A 17,983-nucleotide genomic window follows, 5' to 3' on the forward strand; every position below is an offset into this window, starting at 1 on the left:
CCCATGCCCGCAAAACCCATTTTAGCGCTCTTATTTCTTTCAGTTTTTTTCTTTGGAAATTCTCAAGAGCGCACAGTGGTAAACCTAAAGGTTCAAGGTGCGGAAAGGACTAAGCCTGCCTTTATAAAAAAATTGGTGAAACTCAAAGAAGGCATTGCACTGGACTCCCTTGTTATGGATGAGGATATGATTCTCCTCAAGCGATTGCCCTCTATCTCACACGCCTATTACCAAGTGTTTTCATCCAATGACGGGCAACATAACGTATTTTATAATATCGAGGAAAATTTTACCCTCATACCGTTTGCCAATCTTTTTACTTCATCCAACGATGATTTTGCGTTTAGGGTGGGCTTACAGGAATTTAACCTTTTGGGAAGAAATATTACTTTAGGAGGTTTTTATCAGTATGATGTATTCAATTCTTTTGGGATTAGCTTGCGGGCACCGTATTTGTTTAATGATAAGATAGGCTTGGCAATCAACTACAATAGTTTTTCTACGCTAGAACCGGTTTTTTTCGATAACGCTACTGCCGATTATAAATACAACAACGCTGGTCTGGAAGTATTGGGGCTGTACGAATTCAATTTTAGAAATAGGATTGAAGTCGGCGGCAGCCTTTTTACAGAGGACTATGAATATATTTCGGGGGCAACAAGTGATGGCGTTCCGTTGGAATTAAAGGTAGATAAGCATTTGTTCAAGCTAATCTATAATTATGACGATGTAAATTATTTTTATCAATACCTATACGGTTTCAAGAGCTCTTTGAATTTACAGTACGTAGGTAGTTCGGACGTAAGTCTTCCAGAATTCTGGATAGGTTTTAATGATTTTTCCTATTACCGCAGAATAGGAAAAAAAGGAAACTGGGCCAGTAGACTCCGTTTGGGATTGGCCAGTAATGTAGACTCGCCTTTTGCGCCTTTTACGGTAGATAACAATCTAAACATACGTGGCGTAGGGAACACTATTGATAGGGGTACGGGCGCCATTGTCTTTAACACCGAGTATCGTCATACTTTAGTTGACAAAGATTGGTTTGTGTTACAGAGCAATGTTTTCGTTGACGGTGGTTCTTGGCGAAATCCCGGTGGTGATTTCAGTGATTTTGGTGATACTCAGAATATACGTGTATATCCGGGAGTGGGTTTGCGGTTTATTCACAAACGTATTTTCAACGCAATTTTTAGGATAGATTATGGGTACGGTATCACAAAAGATGCCGATAGGGGCGTTGTTTTTGGTATAGGACAATATTTTTGAAACCTGTGTGCACTGCGAAACAATGATTTTTCAATTTTGTTTAGTTCGTATACCTTTGTGGCACGGGTAATGCTATGGTAAAGTGATGAATTTCAGGATTTCTATTTTTCTATTCGGTTTTTTTCTTTTTCAAGCACCGCTTATGGCACAAGATTCGGTAAAAACGGTTCTTGCCGAAAAAGGTGATGGTATTCTTTCCTTGTTGCGAAAGCAAGGGGTAGATCCTTATGATGTTTACGATGACTTTGTAATATTGAATCTGGAAAATCTTCGTGATAGTATTCACTTATATGAAGGACGTACATACAAAATCCCAAATATAATTTTGGATACGGTCGCAGTGGTAGATTCCATTCAAAAACAATCCTCTGAAATAAAGGAGATAAAAGGAAAAGACTACACTATTTTTGGCGAGGTACATAAAACGGTATTGTCAAAAAGCGAGCAGCTCAAAGGTGCCGTTTATTATTTGGTCTCTGGACATGGAGGTCCCGACCCAGGAGCTATGGCCAAATATGCAGGAACTTCTATCGCCGAAGACGAATATGCCTACGATATAACCCTAAGACTTGCGAAGGAACTGCTCTCCCACGGTGCAGAGGTGTATATAATTATTCAAGATCCCGATGACGGTATTCGCGAGGACCGTATTTTAAAAATTGACCATGATGAGGTGGCCCTTGGCGATAAAAAAATACCTTTAAATCAACTGGCTCGGTTAAAGCAACGTGTGGATATTATCAACGATCTGCACAGAAAAAACAGGGGTAGATACCAACGCCTTATCGTTACACATGTAGATAGCAGAAGTAAAGGGCAGAATATTGACGTGTTTTTTTATCATCATGAAAAGAGTAAAAACGGTAAAAAACTAGCGGAGAGCATTCATAAGACCTTTCAAAAAAAGTACAAAAAATACCAGCCCAACCGTACCTATTCGGGAACGTTCGAAGATAGAACTTCCCTGTATCTAGTGAAAAAAACGCATCCTGCAATGACGTTTATCGAGATTGGGAATATCCGAAATAAAAAAGACCAAAGAAGAATTTTGGAGCCCGACAATCGCCAAGCACTTGCCAAATGGATCAGTGAAGGGGTTATTTTGGATTTTGAGGGTGGTGAGATAGGTCCAATTCGTTAAGGTTTTGTATTTGATGAAAATTTGACCTGCAATATTATATCATCGTTTGGGTTTGGGAACATTACCGATAATTTCGCTATTATTTTTGATTAAATCTGCAACTATATTGGCTTGTTCCTCAAAATAATCAAAATCCTCGGGTAGTAGCAGCCAAGTTTTTATGCCGTAGCTTTTTATACTCCTAAGCCCTTTGACTTGATGATTCAGTTTTTGATGATGCTTCTTTTTGGAAGCTATCCAAATACCGTTATCTTGATGCATGTGTTCTTTTTGGCAAAGGGCAAAAACTATTTTTTCTCGAATATAATAAGCATCTACACCAAACATTTTCTTATGCCTAAGGGGTAATGGGTACAACATCTCCAAAAAGAATTCATAAGGCATCTATAAGGCTATTTTTCTTTTGTAATAATCGTATAGTTGTTCCGGCCCCGCCCCTAGATAGTTTTTGAGATGAATCACACCAAAATGGTATTGAAGTTTTATCTCTCCTTTTTCTTCGTAACGCCTTGCGGAAGTTTTTACATGCCGTGGCAATATGGTAAAAGAAGATAATTTGTACAATCTGCTTATATATTCATTGTCCTCGTAAACCTTATAATCTTCATTAAAACCCCCTGACTTTTCAAATAGGTTTTTGGTGATAAACAGCGATTGGTCACCGCCTCTGCAAAGAATATGGTTTATGCGGGTAAACCAGGCAAAAAAGTTTAAGAACCGGCTGTCACTGTCAAACTTCATCTGAAAACAGCCGACCGTATTGTCTTTTTTTATGGCATTTAGTATGTTTTCGTCAAAACGATAGGGTGGGGATGTATCGGCATGTAAAAAATATAAAATGTTCCCTTGGGCATATTTGGCCCCCATGTTCAATTGTTTGGCCCTGCCTACTGGGGAATGTATTACCGAAGCACCAGCTTCTAGGGCAACATTTACCGTGTTATCTGTACTACCACCATCAACAACGATAATTTCCTGTATGTTTTTGGGCGAACTCCGTTCTTTGAGAATATCTATTATTTTTCCCATACATTCGGCTTCGTTCAAAACAGGAACAACAATACTTATTTTTGATGTGTCTTGCCTTGTCAAAATCTTTACAGTGATTTTATCAGTTCCCTAAAAAGCCTCACCATTTTAGGTTCGATTTTACCCGCGATTTCTATAATTTCCTGAATATTTACGGGTTTTAGATTATCTGGATCACACTCATCGGTAAGTACCGATACGGCCACAATGGGTAAACGTAGGTGATTGGCGACAATAACTTCGGGAACGGTACTCATGCCCACGGCATCCGCACCAATAATTTTCAGCATTCTATATTCGGCCTTGGTTTCCAATTGGGGCCCTACCACAGATGCATATACTCCTTTTTGCAAGGTAATTTTTTCCTTTTCGGCTATTTTTACCAATATGTCTCGCATAGTTGTATCATAGGGTTCGGCCATATCGGTAAATCGGTCCCCGAAATTACCAACTCCCTTAAAGGCCAATGGTGATCCGCCCTGAAGATTTATATGATCCTCGATAAGCATGATATCCCCTTTTTTGAAATTAAGGTTGATGGCTCCGGCAGCATTGGAAATGAACAATTTTTTTATGCCCAATTGATGCATTACACGAATGGGGTAGGTAATATCCAAAAAATCATAACCTTCGTACAAATGAAAACGGCCCTGCATCACAACGGTCTTTTTTCCCTCCAAGCTACCGTAGATCAATTTACCGGTATGAAACTCTACTGTGGCCAGAGGAAAGAACGGTATGTGATTATAGTGCGCCTCTATGGGGTCTTCAATTTCTTCGGCCAATTTTCCCAGACCTGTACCCAGTACAATACCTATTTCAGGGGCTTCAAAACCTTTTCCCTGTAAATAAGCGGTAGATTCATCAAGTTGTTTTTGTGTCATTTTTTATATGTTTTAAAAAGGGTAAAAAGGCTTCAACGTCTTTTATGTCCTCATAAAGATCAACATCATTTCTTTCTTCCAAAATATGGTATGTTTCGTTTTTTAAATCGTTTAGGGTGGCTTCCAGAACAGATGCTGTGCCCCAGTCTTTACCCTTAAAAAGTTCTGCCTTAAAAATCTTCATTCCCAAAAGATAATATCCGCCGTCCTCGGCAGCGCCTAGAACAAAGTCATTTTCAGTTAACTGTTGAAAGGCATTTTCAAAATCGTTTTGTGACAGATCAAACATGTCGCTACCGATAATCATAATCTTTTCGTAACCAGCTGCAAACCCCTCTTGGAAAGCATGGGCCATTCGTGTTCCTAAGGTATCTCCTTTTTGCAGTTTTTTGTCAAAGACTGTATTGTCCCAAATATCATTATCCCAAATCTCTTCGGAATACCAAACTTGTTTTGCGCAGTCGAGCTTTTGCGTTATGGTAACAGTGTGTTCCAATAAAAATTTATAAATGTCCAATGCTGTTTCGTCCCCTACCGTAGCGGCCAAACGGGTCTTGCATTTGCCCTGTTCTGGATTTCGTGTAAAAATAAGGAGTAGGTTTTTCGATGTGATATTTCGGTAATTTATGATAGCCTGCGCGTTCTTTGATGGTTGTGATGATAATATGCCCAATGGTATTGATTTATGTAGTTTTACAAGTGTAAAGTTGGCTCGGTAAATTATTTCGTTTTTTCTTCTAAATTACCGATATACTTTCTTACCCTTAGTCAACAATTTTCCCCAATGCTTGCTAAAGGCATGTACTTTTTCTGTTTTTTTTTCGTCTAGATTATATACAGGTTGGTCTTGGTTTTTCCATTCAAAGATACCACCGTATAAATTTTTTACATTGGTATAACCGAATTTTATCAACTCTTCCCCAATATCTTCAGAACGAACGCCTATGGAGCAATAGACTATGATCTCTTGGTCTTTGTTTGGGATTTTATGATAAACGGAGTCCATTTGAAAAGCTTTGTGCCCTACCCAAATGGAATTTTTGATATGGCTTACGTTGAACTCCTCTTTTTTTCTCGTATCTAGCAATACCACATCATCCTTTTTTGATAGCTCCTCTACCGTTATGTACGTAACACTTTCTGTATTGAATTTTTTAAGGGTTTTATGAAGTTTGCTCTGGGAAAAACTTGAAACATAAAAAAGCAATAAAAAAAGGGCTGGTAGTAATTTCATATATTATTGGGATTGTAAGCACAAAGATATTATTTTAGAAGCGTCCTTGGTAATGAATCAATTCTATTTCAAAACACAACGATGCTATACTCAAAACAATCGAATCTACTTATTTGTATCTTTTTGTTATTGTCCGCTTGTAAAAATGTGGATAAAGGGAAAAATCTGATGGTGGATGAATCCGAAAACAAATACTACCAAGAACCTTACAGACCGCAATTTCACTTTTCCCCGAAAAAAATGTGGATGAACGACCCTAATGGTATGGTGTATCACAAGGGGGTTTACCATCTTTTTTATCAATATTATCCAGAAGATATTGTTTGGGGGCCCATGCATTGGGGTCACGCCACAAGTAAAGATTTAGTGCAGTGGGAACATAAACCTATTGCTTTGTACCCTGATGAAAACGGATTGATTTTCTCGGGAAGCGCCGTAGTCGATTTTGCAAATACCTCAGGTTTTGGCACTTTGGACAACCCAGCTTTAGTGGCAATCTTTACCTATCACCTCATGGAAGGGGAGAAAGCCGGCAGAACCGATTTTCAGACCCAGGGTATCGCATATAGTTTGGACAATGGCGATACGTGGACCAAATTTGAAGAAAACCCGGTCATTGGGAATAATGGTATCAAAGATTTTAGGGATCCCAAAGTTTTTTGGGACGATATAAACCATGCCTGGGTCATGAGTCTGGTAGCAGGCGATCATCTGCAATTGTGGAGCTCCAACGATTTAAAAAAATGGACAAAGCTTAGTGAATTCGGAAAAAAACAAGGGGCGCATGGCGGTGTTTGGGAATGTCCCGATCTGTTTAAATTAAAGGTCGAAGGTGCTGATGAAGAAAAATGGGTGTTGCTGATCAGTATAAATCCCGGAGCTCCAAACGGTGGTAGTGGTACACAATATTTTATAGGGGATTTTGATGGTGCAAAGTTTACAACAAAACAAACTCGCGAAAAATGGATAGACTGGGGGACAGACAATTATGCTGGAGTGACCTATAACGTGCTACCCAAGGATTTTTATGGTGATACATATTCAAATGATCCAGAGCAAGATAGAATATTCATTGGTTGGATGAGCAATTGGGCCTATGCACGGGAAACACCTACCAAAAAATGGCGAAGTGCCATGACGGTCCCGAGAAAACTTACCCTAAAAAAGATTGGCACTGAATATGAACTGATCAATTATCCGGTAAGTAATTTGAACAACATAATTCATTCAGAATACAAAGAAACCATCCAAATACCTGCTGATAGTATACAATCGGTTCCTTTTAAAAATTACAATCAATCCCAGGTGAAATTCAGGACTACAACCAAAGGTTTTGAACTTGTTTTCAAGAATGATGTTGATGACGAACTCTTGTTGACCATGAACAGTGAAAAAGAAACTTTTGTGTTGGACAGGAGAACTTCTGGCAAAATCGATTTTCATGAAGATTTTGCCAGTGGCGTCCAAACGATGCCTATGAACAATTTAGGTCAAGCAGAGTTTGAGGTTCGTATTCTTATGGATGCTTCGTCTATCGAAGTTTTTATCAACGAGGGGCAATATGTAATGACAGCACAGGTTTTTCCAAACAAGGCATTCAATATGCTCGATATTGAGAACAATGCGAGCGGAACGATTATCCTAAACGATTTTGAGATAAGTAAAGTCGCTTCTATTTGGCAAGATGTTGGCAACACTCCAAATTAGTTACGTTTTGTAGAACTTTTCCAATAAAAAATCCCCGTGCCCACGGGGATTTTTTATTGTATTTTGATAAATGTTCAGTAAGGTGCAATTAATCAAAAGCGAATCCGGTAGATATCCTGAATATAAACGCATAAAGCACAACGGCGAACATGATAAAGCTAAACCAAGCAAAAGCCTTAAAGTATTTAGTAACGATAAGATGTCCCAAGTTTCTAAAGCCTTCCAAATAAATTTGTTTGATGAGTAATATGGTTTTCATTTTTAAAGATTTATGGTTTCCTAACAGGGCAAATCTAAAGCGGTATTTCTGTTTCAATTTTGTTTTTGGTCGAAGACAAATAAAAATCCGCTGAACTACAAATAAAAAAGGGCATAAAGAAAATATATGTATTTCATCGATGAAACCCTATATAGCTTATCTTTAAAAGATTGGATGAAATGCGATATAAATTCTTTGAAGTGAATATGAAGGGACTTTTGAAAGTCTATTGACTTGATACCGCAAACAAAAAAATCCTTACTATGATGTAAGGATTTTTTGTGGTACCTCCAGGAATCGAACCAGGGACACACGGATTTTCAGTCCGTTGCTCTACCAACTGAGCTAAGGTACCATGCCCTAAAGCGGGTGCAAATATAATTTCAAATTTAGGATATACAAACAAAAAAGCGAAAAAAGGCTTTTGTTTTTTTCACTTTTCGGATCTTTGTAACATGAACTTAATTATAGATGCGGGAAACACATTGGTAAAACTAGCTGTCTTCAATGACGCAAAGATGATTTTTGACCAACAATCAAAAAAAGAACATGTAGCCAAACAAGTAAAAGAAGTTTGCGATCATTACCCCCAAATATCCCACAGCATAATTTCTTCGGTCAGTAATCTGGATACAAAAGTAAAAGCCGTACTATCTATTTTTAGTATAGTACATGAATTGGGGCATAATTCCAAAACACCTTTTAAGAATTCATATGCAACGCCTCAAACATTGGGTGTGGACCGTATGGCACTGGCAACTGCAGCTTTTTATCACAATCCCCATGCGAATACCTTGGTTATAGATGCCGGCACATGTATCACTTTTGATATGTTGAACGACTACGGCGAGTATTTGGGCGGTGCCATTTCGCCTGGCATTCAAATGCGGTACAAGGCTATGAACGAACACACCGCAAAACTGCCTCTTTTAAAGGCGGAAGAGATACACGATTTTATAGGAAACACTACCGAAAAAAGCATGCATAGCGGGGTGGTGAACGGGGTATGTAATGAGATCGACGGTGTAATTCATCAATATAAATCACGTTTTGAAGATTTAACAGTTATTTTAACAGGCGGTGATGCTCTATTTTTGTCAAAACGATTAAAAAATACCATATTTGCCCATTCCAATTTTCTCTTACAAGGGCTTAATTATTTGCTGGAATACAACAAACAATAAATGGTAAAAAGAATTTTAATTGCATTGGTATGCTTTGCTGCCACTGGAATATATGCTCAAAACGGTTCGGTTTCCCCATATTCGTATTTTGGTATTGGTGATTTAAGGGCGGTAGGTACCGTAGAAAACCAAATGATGGGCGGTGTGAGTATGTATGGGGATAGTATACATATCAATCTAAGAAACCCGGCAGCTTACAGCCAATTGGCCTTAACAACATATACGGCCGGAATATCCCGAAGAGAACTCAGGTTAAAGACTTTTGAAGAGCAACAAAGAACATCTATAACTACACTTGATTATTTGGCTTTGGGCTTTCCCATTGCTAAAAAAATGGGAATGGGTTTGGGTATAATGCCATTTTCTTCTATCGGATATAACCTAACCTCGCAATCAGTCGACCAAAATGGAAGTACAGTGACCAATGCCTTTACCGGGGAAGGTGGATTGAACAGGGCGTACCTTTCATTAGGTTACGAAGCATTTAAAGATTTTCGATTGGGTGCTACCGTAAACTTTAATTTTGGTAGCTTGGAAAACCGTAGGGTGCAGAGTGTTGAAGACGTACAATTTGGTACTTTGGATGATAGGGAGTCCAAAGTAAATGGCTTCGACTTTAACTTTTCTGCAAACTATACGCCAAAAATCAAGGAAAAATATACGTTATACACTTCTGTGTTGGTGAATACCCAAGCCAATTTGGTTTCCGAAAATACGCAAGCCATAGGTTCGTTTTCAAGCGTTACGGGAGTTAATATTGAAGTCATAGATGTTAATTTGGCTGCGCAAAACCTAAAGAATACCGAAATTAAGATACCTACGACAACGACTTTGGGCTTAGGTTTCGGGGAAGATAAAAAGTGGTTCATGGGTGCGGAGTATAGTTTTCAAAAGTTAAGTGCAATACAAAATGATTTTCTCGAGGTAGAAAATTTGGTATATAACGATGCCAGTAGTATTGCTTTTGGGGGGTACTTTATACCGGAATACAACTCTTTTGATAGTTTTTTTAAACGAGTAACTTATAGGGCTGGCTTGCGTTTGGACAATACCGGGATGATGGTCAATAATAAAGAGATCAATAACTTTGGCATAACTTTTGGACTAGGATTACCGCTCGGTGGAAGTTTCTCGAACGTCAACCTAGGTTTTGAATTGGGCAGGAGAGGAACTACGGATGCCAGTTTGGTAGAGGAGAGCTATTTGAAAATAAACCTTGGGTTGTCATTGAATGATCGATGGTTTGTAAAGAGACAAATAAATTAATAAAAAATTAGTACATTAACCACTTTAAAAATATAGCAAAATGAAAACGAAATTTTACTTGATGACGGTTGCCTTTCTTGGGATGATGGGCGCAAGTAATGCTCAGGCACAAAATCCGGAATGTATGCAGAACCTATCCATATTTTCCGAACATGCCAAAGTGAAAAATTATGAAGCGGCCTACACACCTTGGAAAATGGTATATGATAATTGTCCAGATGTAAACAGGGCGATCTATTCCTATGGCGACGATATTTTAGAATACAAAATCGAGAAAAGCTCCGGAGCGGAGAAAGAAGGTTTTATAAACGATTTAATGGCTCTTTATGACAATAGCATGAAATACTTTCCCAAAAAGTATCCCATGGCCAAAACCATAACGGAAAAAGTCTTGTTCAAATACGACAACAAGATGATCGATGATGCCGAAATTTATGAAATGTTGGGCAAGGCCTTTAAAGAGGATAGGGCAAACTTTACGCACCCGAAGGCATTGTACCTTTATTTCTCTAGTTTGGTTGACTTGCATGGGGCAGGTAAAAAAGAACTGCAGGAAGTTTTTGATGTGTACGATGATGTCACTGAAAAAATTGAAGAAGAAAATAACGAGTTGACCGATAAAATATCTCCCTTATTGGAAAAGGAAGAGGCCAACACGCTTACGTCAAAAGAGAAAAGACGCTTAAAGTCATACAACAGTTACTCGGAAAACTATGGTAAAATCGTGGGCAGTATAGACTCAAAGTTAGGGGCATTGGCCGACTGTGGAAACCTTATCCCATTGTATGAAAAAAGTTTTGAAAACAAGAAAAATGACGTTGATTGGGTAAAAAGGGCCGTAGGTAGAATGTTCAGTAAAGAATGTACAGACGATCCCATGTTCCAAAAACTCTTTGAAGCGCAATTAGCTCTTGATCCTTCTGCCGATGCTTATGTATATGGTGGTACACTCAAAAAGAAAGCGGGTGATATGAAAGGTGCCATTGCAGATTTTGATAAAGCGTTGACATTGGAGACTGATGCTAAAAAGAAATCAAATATTGCCTACAAAATCGCAACCAGTTATAGAAGATCAAGTAAGTCAACAGCTAGGAAGTATGCCCAAAAAGCTTTGGATGCGAATCCATCTAACGGAAAGGCTTATCTATTAATTGCGAACTTGTATGCCAGTAGTGCTAATAGCTGTGGTAGTACACCGTTTGAGAAAAGAGCTATCTATTGGAAAGCCGCGGATATGGCCCGTAGGGCAGGTAGGGTTGATCCTTCCTTGAGCAGTAGGGCAAGTCAGGCCGCTGCCAGTTACAATGCAAAAGCACCATCCAAGACAGATATTTTTAATTCTGGAATGGCTGGGAAAACCGTAAGTTTTTCATGTTGGGTAGGGGGTAGCGTAAAAGTGCCCAATCTATAAGATGAAAAGACTATTTAGAAATAGTTTTAAAAGCATTGCCATGGTATCTTCTATGGCAATGCTTTTTTTATGCTGCACCGACAACTATGAAAGGGTAGGGGAAGAGGCAAAAAAAACTATTTATCCACAAGGGGTGGCCCAAAATTTTAAATTGACCTATACCGAGATGCCCGAGAAGCTGGAAAGTGAAGCTATAGATTCCTCAAAAGTGGTAGCGGTACTCACCAGCCCTATAAGCGAGGATTTCGAAAACCTACGTTTTAAGCATCAAACGTTTCCCGAGGGGCTACAAATAGATTTTTACAATGAAAAGGGCGAAAAAACGGTAATAAAGGCAGATTATGGTATTTCGTATTCTATTACCAATTTGATAGATTTACGGGGAAACGTGGTCATTGATAGTCACGATGGCAAAAAACTCGAAGCCCCACAGATATATTGGGACAGAAGCAATGAGTGGATCTTCACCCAAGAGAAATTCAAATATACCAACCCGGAGGACGGCACGGTAATGGATGGGGAAGGAATGGACTTTAACAGGGATTTTACCTTCTTCAATGCCCATAAAACCTACGGATTAATGATGATTAAAGAAGAATTGGAATGATTAAAATTTTAAAATATACCGAATATCTATATTTGGCGGTTGCCATTGCGTCAATTTATAAAATAATCACGCTTTGGGGCGTGGCCCAACAAGAAACTTATATATTTATTTTTTTCGCAGTAATTTCCATCGCCATGTTTTTGTTTCGCAGAAATTACAGAAGAAAGTTCGAAAAACGAAAACAGGACAATCAAAATTAAACCTTGGAGGCCACCGTCATCATTATCGTTTTATCGTTATTGCTTTCCGCCTTTTTTTCAGGTATGGAAATCGCATTTATTTCGGCCAACAAAATACATATTGAAATAGAGAAAAAACAAGAAGGTTTTTTGGCGAAAGTCCTTACCCGGCTCACTAAAAAGCCTTCCAAGTTTATTGCCACCATGCTTATTGGCAACAATATTGCCTTAGTGGTCTATGGTTTGTTCATGGGTGACCTTCTCATGAAATGGTTTATGGGGTTTTTGCCATCAAACAGTGAGTTCATTACCATTTTATTGACCGATTTTAGCCTTTTGGCGCAAACCATAATTTCTACTTTGATTATTCTGCTTACTGCGGAATTTTTACCAAAAGTGCTTTTTCAAATCTATTCGAACACACTTCTAAAAGTACTGGCCGTACCGGCATATGTATTTTACGTTTTGTTCTCTTTTATTTCGGATTTTGTGATCAAGGTGTCGGATTTTATCCTTAAAGCTTTTTTTAGGACCGATGGTGATGAGGTTCAACTGGCCTTCAGTAAAATGGAACTCGGCGATTACATTACCGAACAAATGGAAACCGTGGAAGAAGAGGATGTGGTAGACTCCGAAATACAGATTTTTCAGAACGCATTGGAATTTTCGGCGGTCAAGGCCAGGGAAGTCATGGTACCACGAACAGAGATTACGGCCGTTGAAATGGATGAAACACCAAAAAACCTTGCTAAGCTGTTCACTGAAACCGGGTATTCCAAAATACTGGTCTATAAGGACACGATTGATGAGATAATAGGTTACATACACTCCTACGAACTCTTTAAAAAACCCAAGACCATAAAAAGCATCTTACTTCCCGTAGAGTTTGTGCCCGAAACTATGCTCATACACGATATATTGAATTTGCTTACCAAAAAACGAAAGAGTATCGCCGTGGTTTTGGACGAGTACGGCGGTACTTCGGGAATTATGACCGTTGAGGATATCGTAGAGGAGCTTTTTGGGGAAATCGAGGACGAGCACGATACCACTGATTTGTTGGAAGAGCAGTTAGAAGACGGTAAATATAAGTTTTCGGCCAGGTTAGAGGTGGATTATATCAATGAGAATTATAAGCTAGAACTACCGGAAAGTGAGGAATATGGTACTCTTGGCGGTTTTATCGTAAGCGAAACGGGAGAAATTCCCGAACAGGATGCCGAAATTAAAATTGATAATTTTCTGTTTACCATACTCGAAGTATCAAATACTAAAATAGATTTGGTCTCACTTGAAATATTGGAAAAAGAATAAGTAGGCAAAGCTTTGTGGATAGGGCTTTTTTAGTTTTTATTATTTCAATTAAAATGGTAATTTCGCCAACTGATTTTAAACAAACCCTATAATGGCAATTTTAGAGAATATTAGAAAACGGACGACTGTCCTTATATTGATTATTGGCCTTGCTTTATTTGCATTTGTGATTTCCGGCATCTTTTCAAGTCAAGATTTTGCGGGAGGTAAAGTAGGTTCTTCCGTAGCCGAAATCAATGGTGACGAGATTTCCATAGATGATTTTAGGAGAAAAGTAGAGACGGCCTCTAGAAGGTTTGGACCTAATGCATCCAACATGCAGGTGGTAAACAATGTATGGGATCAAGAAGTACGCAGCACGGTACTTGGGCAGCAATTTGAAGATTTGGGTATCGATATAGAACAGGACCAGATTATAAATTTCATCAAACAAAATCCGGGTTATAGTCAAAATCCACAATTTCAAAATGAAAATGGTGTTTTTGATGAGAATAAGTTCCGTCAGTTTTTGAACGATTTAAAAACAAATGCCCCTGCTCAATATGAGTTATGGTTACAAGATGAGGCCAATATCATTCAAAGTGCCAAAGAGCAAACCTATTTTAATTTGATAAAGGCTGGTGTCGGTGCTACTTTAAAAGAAGGGGAGCTTGAGTATAAGTTAGCCAATGATAAAGTGGATATCAAGTATGTCAGAGTGCCTTACACCGCTATCCCCGACAGTTCAATTACGGTCACCAAAGCTGAAATAGCCGATTATATCAAAGCGCACAAAAATGATTTTGAACAAGAAGCTTCACGCGACATACGTTTTGTGTATTTTGAAGAAAAACCATCGGCTGAAGATGAGACGGCCGTTAAAGAATCCATCGTAAAATTAATGAATCCAACAATAGAGTATAATGAGTCCAAAGGTGCCAACGATACTATCGTAGGGTTTAAGAATACGACCGATGTTGCCGCTTTCTTGGATAGAAACTCCGATATTAAGTTTGATACCATATACAAAGCAAAAAAAGCGTTGCCAGCTAAATTTGCCGATACCCTAATGAACCTCCGAGTTGGCGAGACTTTTGGTCCGTATAGGGATGGCGATTACTTCAAAATTTCAAGAATGATGGGCAGAAAGGCAAATGGTTCGGTAAAGGCCAGTCACATCCTCATTTCCTACGAAGGAGCCGAAAGGGCGAATCCCCAAGTAAAAAGAACCAAGGAAGAGGCTGAGGAAAAAGCCAACGAACTTCTAAAGGAAGCTAAAAAGACCGATGCCGTCTTCACTACTTTGGCCAGGGAGAATTCAGATGGTCCATCAGCTTCCAAAGGAGGTGATTTGGGCTATTTTCAAGAAGGTGTAATGACACCCAAATTCAATGATTTTGCATTTGGCAACGAGGAAGGCCATGTTGGTTTGGTTGAAACAGAATTTGGATATCATATCGTCAAGGTCGACGATAAGGAAGATATTGTTCAGATAGCTACATTGGCCAGGGAATTGGAAGCCTCTGAGGCTACCACCAACGCACTGTTTACCGATGCCACCCAATTTGAGTCCAAGGTAAAGGAAAACTCTGGCCAGTTTGCCGAAATCGCAAAAGAAAATGAATATGTTGTGCGCCCGGTAAACAAAATAAAGGCAATGGATGAAAATCTTCCCGGGTTGGGGGCACAGCGTGCAGTAGTACAATGGGCCTTTAACGAGGATACCAAGGTAGGGGATATAAAACGATTCAATATAAATAACGGTTATGCCATCGTGCAGCTTACCGCTACATATGCCAAGGGAGTTATGTCGGTAGAAGACGCTTCCGCCAGCGTACTTCCCAAAATACGAAAGGAAAGAAAGGCCGAGCAGATTATTAGTGCGAATACAGGAAAAAGTATAGAAGCATACGCCAAAGACAATAATGTATCTCTCTCCAATGCTTCTGCGTTGACAGTAAAATCGCCAACAATTCCCGGAGCTGGTAGGGAACCTGCCGTTGTGGGAACTGCTTTCGCTATGCAGGAAGGGGCGACTTCTAAACTTATTGAGGGCGAGACAGGCGTATTTATGGTAACGGTAACGAAAAAGGAAGAAGCGATTAAACTGGATAATTACAGTACGTATGCCAATACATTACGTTCATCTGGCGCGGCAAGAGTGAATTCTGCCGTGTATAATGCTTTGAAAGAAGCTGCCGAAATTGAAGATAATAGGGCAACTTTCTATTAACTGACTTCATTGGAATTCTTCTTGCCCCAAGAAAGATATTACCATGAGGGTAATATCATTTCAGAATACGGGACAATGGTCATAAACCCCTTGGATTTAAAATATTCAGGGGTTTTTTCGTTTCCAGTGGCCAAGATGAAATCCCCGCCCCAAGCCCCAAGGCTCTTAATGGCCCCATCTTGGTAATCGGAAAATAGTGATTCTTTGATGTTAGGAATATTCAAGATTTGGGAGAGTGATTTTTCATGCTTCAACATTAATTCCTCAAATTCGGACAGCTCTTTACACAAAATAACCTTCGATGTGATTTCAGAAATTGTGGTAACCAACTTTTTTGTATCAAAAGCCTGATTTTTATATTTTGCGATTCCTTCTCTACTGTTCTGTTTTTTGTTTAAATAGACAAAAAACAAGCTATCCCGAAAAGAGGGGTAAAAAGCTATTTTCTCAACTATTGGCTCGGAATTTATAAGCTGATAGGTAATCGGGGTGTCGTGCTTTGCGCAAGCAACATCATAACCACTTCCCGAGAAGGCATTCCGTAAAAGAGTGTAAGCATCTATATTTGCCCATTGGGCGACGTTGTTGATCAACGTGGAAGATGAACCCAACCCCCAATCCCTAGGAAAATTTAGTTTGGTTTCAACGGTACAACCTCCCGTGTTCTTTAAAAAAGAAGTATTTAGTGTATTGGCTTCGGTAAGTATTTTAGCCAGTATCCGGGAAATATCGGTATCGCTTGATGCTATTTCTCGAAGCGAATTGGTTTCAAAAATTCCCTCGAACCAAACATTCCCCCTATCATCTAAACTTTTCCATATGATTTGCTGCGTATGGTTTTCGGATACTTTGAGGTGTTGGCCGTATTTAGTGGGCAATCCCAAGCTCAGTGCACCGTCCAATACAGCATATTCGCCAGTCAAAAGTAGTTTGCCGTTACTGTAGAATTCTTTCATTTCCTTATCGCATCAAAGGCGGCCACAACCGCGCTGTGGGTAACGGTATTTTTTTTAAAATGCTCTATCAACGCTTCTTTTTCGGATGCGGTAGCCTCCAATTGATTAAGGATGTTCAACAGATGCATTTTCATATGGCCTTCTTGAATACCAGTTGTTACCAGAGAACGTACCGCGGCAAAATTTTGTGCCAATCCGGCCACGGCAACGATTTGCATCAAATCTTTTGCCGATGGTTTTCCCAATATCTCCAATGCCAATTTTACCAAAGGGTGCAGACTTGTAAGTCCGCCAACGGTGCCCAACGCCAAGGGTATCTCGATCCAAAACGTGAAGACCCCGTTTTTTACGTGGGCATGGGTCAGGCTTGTGTAATGGCCATCTTTTGCGGCATACGCATGAACGCCCGCCTCAACTGCCCTAAAATCGTTCCCAGTGGCCAATACAACGGCGTCTATACCGTTCATGATGCCCTTATTGTGTGTGACGGCCCTGTGTGGCTCTATTTTGGCAATTTCAACCGCCCTGACCATTTTTTCGGCAAAAGCTTCAGAAGATAGGGTTTCGCTTACGTTGAGTTCGGAAATGGGGCAGCTAACTTCGGCACGCACCAAACAATTGGGTACGTAATTGCTAAGAATGCTCATTACGATTTCTATATTCTTCTCTTCATCGGAAAACGAAGAAAAACCCTTTGCTTCGGTCTTGAATGTTTGTGCAAATTGTTCCAAGCACGAATTTATAAAATTGGCGCCCATCGCGTCCATGGTTTCGAACGTACAGTGCAATTGGTAGTAGTCATCTAATTTCTTGGTCTTGTCCCTTAATTCGATATTCGTAATCCCCCCGCCACGCTTTTCCATATTTTTGGTAATGGCCAAGGTATCGGAAAGTAGCTTGGGTTTAATTAGGTCAAAGTACTTTTGGAGCTTCTCCTTGTCCCCCTTGTACACAAAATGTACTTGGCCTATTTTTTCGGTATTTAATACCGTAGTTTTAAAACCACCCTTATGCAACCAAAATTTTGCGGCTTTGCTCGCTGCGGCAACGACCGAACTTTCTTCTATCGCCATAGGTATAGCATACAACTTGTCGTTGATCAAGAAGTTGGGTGCAATGCCCAAGGGTAAATAGTAGTTGGTAAGCGTGTTCTCTATAAATTCGTCATGAAGTTTTTGCAGCTTTTCATCAGAATTCCAATACCGTTTTATCGTGCGTATTGTCTCGGCCGTATCGTGGGTATAATTTTTGGCTATCCAATCTATTTTTTCATCTTTGGAAAGTTTGGAAAATCCCTCAACAGGAGTAATCATAAGCATTTGGTTTGTGAC

18 protein-coding genes and 1 tRNA gene are annotated in these 17,983 nt (G+C 39.5%); 10 read left to right on the plus strand and 9 right to left on the minus strand.

The features are described from left to right. Positions 1 to 3: 3 nt before the first annotated feature. Together HYG79_RS10605 and HYG79_RS10610 are read left to right on the plus strand one after the other, a co-directional pair. Positions 4 to 1,269 carry a BamA/TamA family outer membrane protein gene (locus HYG79_RS10605; protein ID WP_179242067.1) on the plus strand — a complete coding sequence of 422 codons (1,266 nt, stop codon included), beginning with the start codon at positions 4 to 6 and terminating at the stop codon, positions 1,267 to 1,269. Between the two features lie 142 nt (positions 1,270 to 1,411). Further along, the gene (locus HYG79_RS10610) at positions 1,412 to 2,410 is read left to right on the plus strand and encodes an N-acetylmuramoyl-L-alanine amidase family protein (RefSeq protein WP_228027859.1); all 999 of its coding nucleotides are present in this window, start codon (positions 1,412 to 1,414) and stop codon (positions 2,408 to 2,410) included. Positions 2,411 to 2,449: 39 nt separating this feature from the next. Here HYG79_RS10610 and HYG79_RS10615 read toward each other — a convergent pair whose 3' ends face one another. The 5 genes from HYG79_RS10615 to HYG79_RS10635 form a co-directional block, all read right to left on the minus strand. Beyond that, on the minus strand, positions 2,450 to 2,794 hold the full coding sequence (locus tag HYG79_RS10615; RefSeq protein ID WP_179242069.1) for a hypothetical protein: 345 nt from the start codon (positions 2,792 to 2,794) through the stop codon (positions 2,450 to 2,452). Then, the gene (locus tag HYG79_RS10620) at positions 2,795 to 3,502 is read right to left on the minus strand and encodes a TIGR04283 family arsenosugar biosynthesis glycosyltransferase (protein ID WP_228027860.1); all 708 of its coding nucleotides are present in this window, start codon (positions 3,500 to 3,502) and stop codon (positions 2,795 to 2,797) included. Positions 3,503 to 3,507: 5 nt separating this feature from the next. Further along, positions 3,508 to 4,323, minus strand: coding sequence for a purine-nucleoside phosphorylase (locus HYG79_RS10625; protein WP_179242070.1), 816 nt, complete (start codon positions 4,321 to 4,323; stop codon positions 3,508 to 3,510). Then, entirely contained in the window at positions 4,304 to 4,996 is a 693-nt protein-coding gene (locus tag HYG79_RS10630; protein ID WP_179242071.1) for a TIGR04282 family arsenosugar biosynthesis glycosyltransferase, read from the minus strand. Before HYG79_RS10630 ends, HYG79_RS10625 begins: the two co-directional genes overlap by 20 nt. 69 nt (positions 4,997 to 5,065) lie before the next feature. Continuing rightward, positions 5,066 to 5,557 carry a rhodanese-like domain-containing protein gene (locus HYG79_RS10635; protein WP_179242072.1) on the minus strand — a complete coding sequence of 164 codons (492 nt, stop codon included), beginning with the start codon at positions 5,555 to 5,557 and terminating at the stop codon, positions 5,066 to 5,068. A gap of 81 nt (positions 5,558 to 5,638) precedes the next feature. On the opposite strand from HYG79_RS10635, the gene HYG79_RS10640 reads away from it, so the two are divergent. Next, positions 5,639 to 7,264, plus strand: coding sequence for a glycoside hydrolase family 32 protein (locus HYG79_RS10640; RefSeq protein WP_179242073.1), 1,626 nt, complete (start codon positions 5,639 to 5,641; stop codon positions 7,262 to 7,264). An 88-nt stretch (positions 7,265 to 7,352) separates the two neighbouring features. Here the strand turns inward: HYG79_RS10640 and HYG79_RS10645 are convergent, their stop codons facing one another. Continuing rightward, positions 7,353 to 7,523, minus strand: a complete 171-nt coding sequence (locus HYG79_RS10645; RefSeq protein ID WP_179242074.1) for a DUF6747 family protein — start codon at positions 7,521 to 7,523, stop codon at positions 7,353 to 7,355. 282 nt (positions 7,524 to 7,805) lie between these two features. Further along, positions 7,806 to 7,878, minus strand: a tRNA-Phe gene (locus HYG79_RS10650). Positions 7,879 to 7,978: 100 nt separating this feature from the next. On the opposite strand from HYG79_RS10650, the gene HYG79_RS10655 reads away from it, so the two are divergent. The 7 genes from HYG79_RS10655 (at position 7,979) to HYG79_RS10685 (ending at position 15,696) form a co-directional block, all read left to right on the plus strand. Further along, complete coding sequence (locus HYG79_RS10655; protein ID WP_179242075.1) at positions 7,979 to 8,707, plus strand: type III pantothenate kinase; 729 nt, start codon at positions 7,979 to 7,981, stop codon at positions 8,705 to 8,707. Continuing rightward, entirely contained in the window at positions 8,708 to 9,973 is a 1,266-nt protein-coding gene (locus tag HYG79_RS10660; RefSeq protein ID WP_179242076.1) for a hypothetical protein, read from the plus strand. 40 nt (positions 9,974 to 10,013) lie between these two features. Continuing rightward, the gene (locus HYG79_RS10665; protein ID WP_179242077.1) at positions 10,014 to 11,384 is read left to right on the plus strand and encodes a tetratricopeptide repeat protein; all 1,371 of its coding nucleotides are present in this window, start codon (positions 10,014 to 10,016) and stop codon (positions 11,382 to 11,384) included. A 1-nt stretch (position 11,385) separates the two neighbouring features. Further along, positions 11,386 to 11,991: an LPS export ABC transporter periplasmic protein LptC gene (lptC, locus tag HYG79_RS10670; RefSeq protein ID WP_179242078.1), complete on the plus strand. Its 606-nt coding sequence runs from the start codon at positions 11,386 to 11,388 to the stop codon at positions 11,989 to 11,991. Then, positions 11,988 to 12,191 carry a hypothetical protein gene (locus HYG79_RS10675; RefSeq protein WP_179242079.1) on the plus strand — a complete coding sequence of 68 codons (204 nt, stop codon included), beginning with the start codon at positions 11,988 to 11,990 and terminating at the stop codon, positions 12,189 to 12,191. The genes lptC and HYG79_RS10675 overlap by 4 nt, the downstream gene beginning before the upstream one ends. Before the next feature lie 63 nt (positions 12,192 to 12,254). Continuing rightward, positions 12,255 to 13,484, plus strand: coding sequence for a hemolysin family protein (locus HYG79_RS10680; protein WP_449506239.1), 1,230 nt, complete (start codon positions 12,255 to 12,257; stop codon positions 13,482 to 13,484). A 91-nt stretch (positions 13,485 to 13,575) separates the two neighbouring features. Next, positions 13,576 to 15,696 (plus strand): peptidylprolyl isomerase, encoded by a 2,121-nt coding sequence (locus tag HYG79_RS10685; RefSeq protein WP_179242081.1) that lies wholly within the window; start codon positions 13,576 to 13,578, stop codon positions 15,694 to 15,696. Between the two features lie 38 nt (positions 15,697 to 15,734). Here the strand turns inward: HYG79_RS10685 and HYG79_RS10690 are convergent, their stop codons facing one another. Together HYG79_RS10690 and HYG79_RS10695 are read right to left on the minus strand one after the other, a co-directional pair. Continuing rightward, complete coding sequence (locus HYG79_RS10690; RefSeq protein ID WP_179242082.1) at positions 15,735 to 16,652, minus strand: GYDIA family GHMP kinase; 918 nt, start codon at positions 16,650 to 16,652, stop codon at positions 15,735 to 15,737. Further along, positions 16,649 to 17,965: a hydroxymethylglutaryl-CoA reductase, degradative gene (locus tag HYG79_RS10695; RefSeq protein WP_179242083.1), complete on the minus strand. Its 1,317-nt coding sequence runs from the start codon at positions 17,963 to 17,965 to the stop codon at positions 16,649 to 16,651. The genes HYG79_RS10690 and HYG79_RS10695 overlap by 4 nt, the downstream gene beginning before the upstream one ends. Positions 17,966 to 17,983 lie beyond the last annotated feature (18 nt).

It is taken from the genome of Costertonia aggregata, from assembly GCF_013402795.1.
GTDB classification, from domain to species: Bacteria; Bacteroidota; Bacteroidia; order Flavobacteriales; family Flavobacteriaceae; genus Costertonia; species Costertonia aggregata.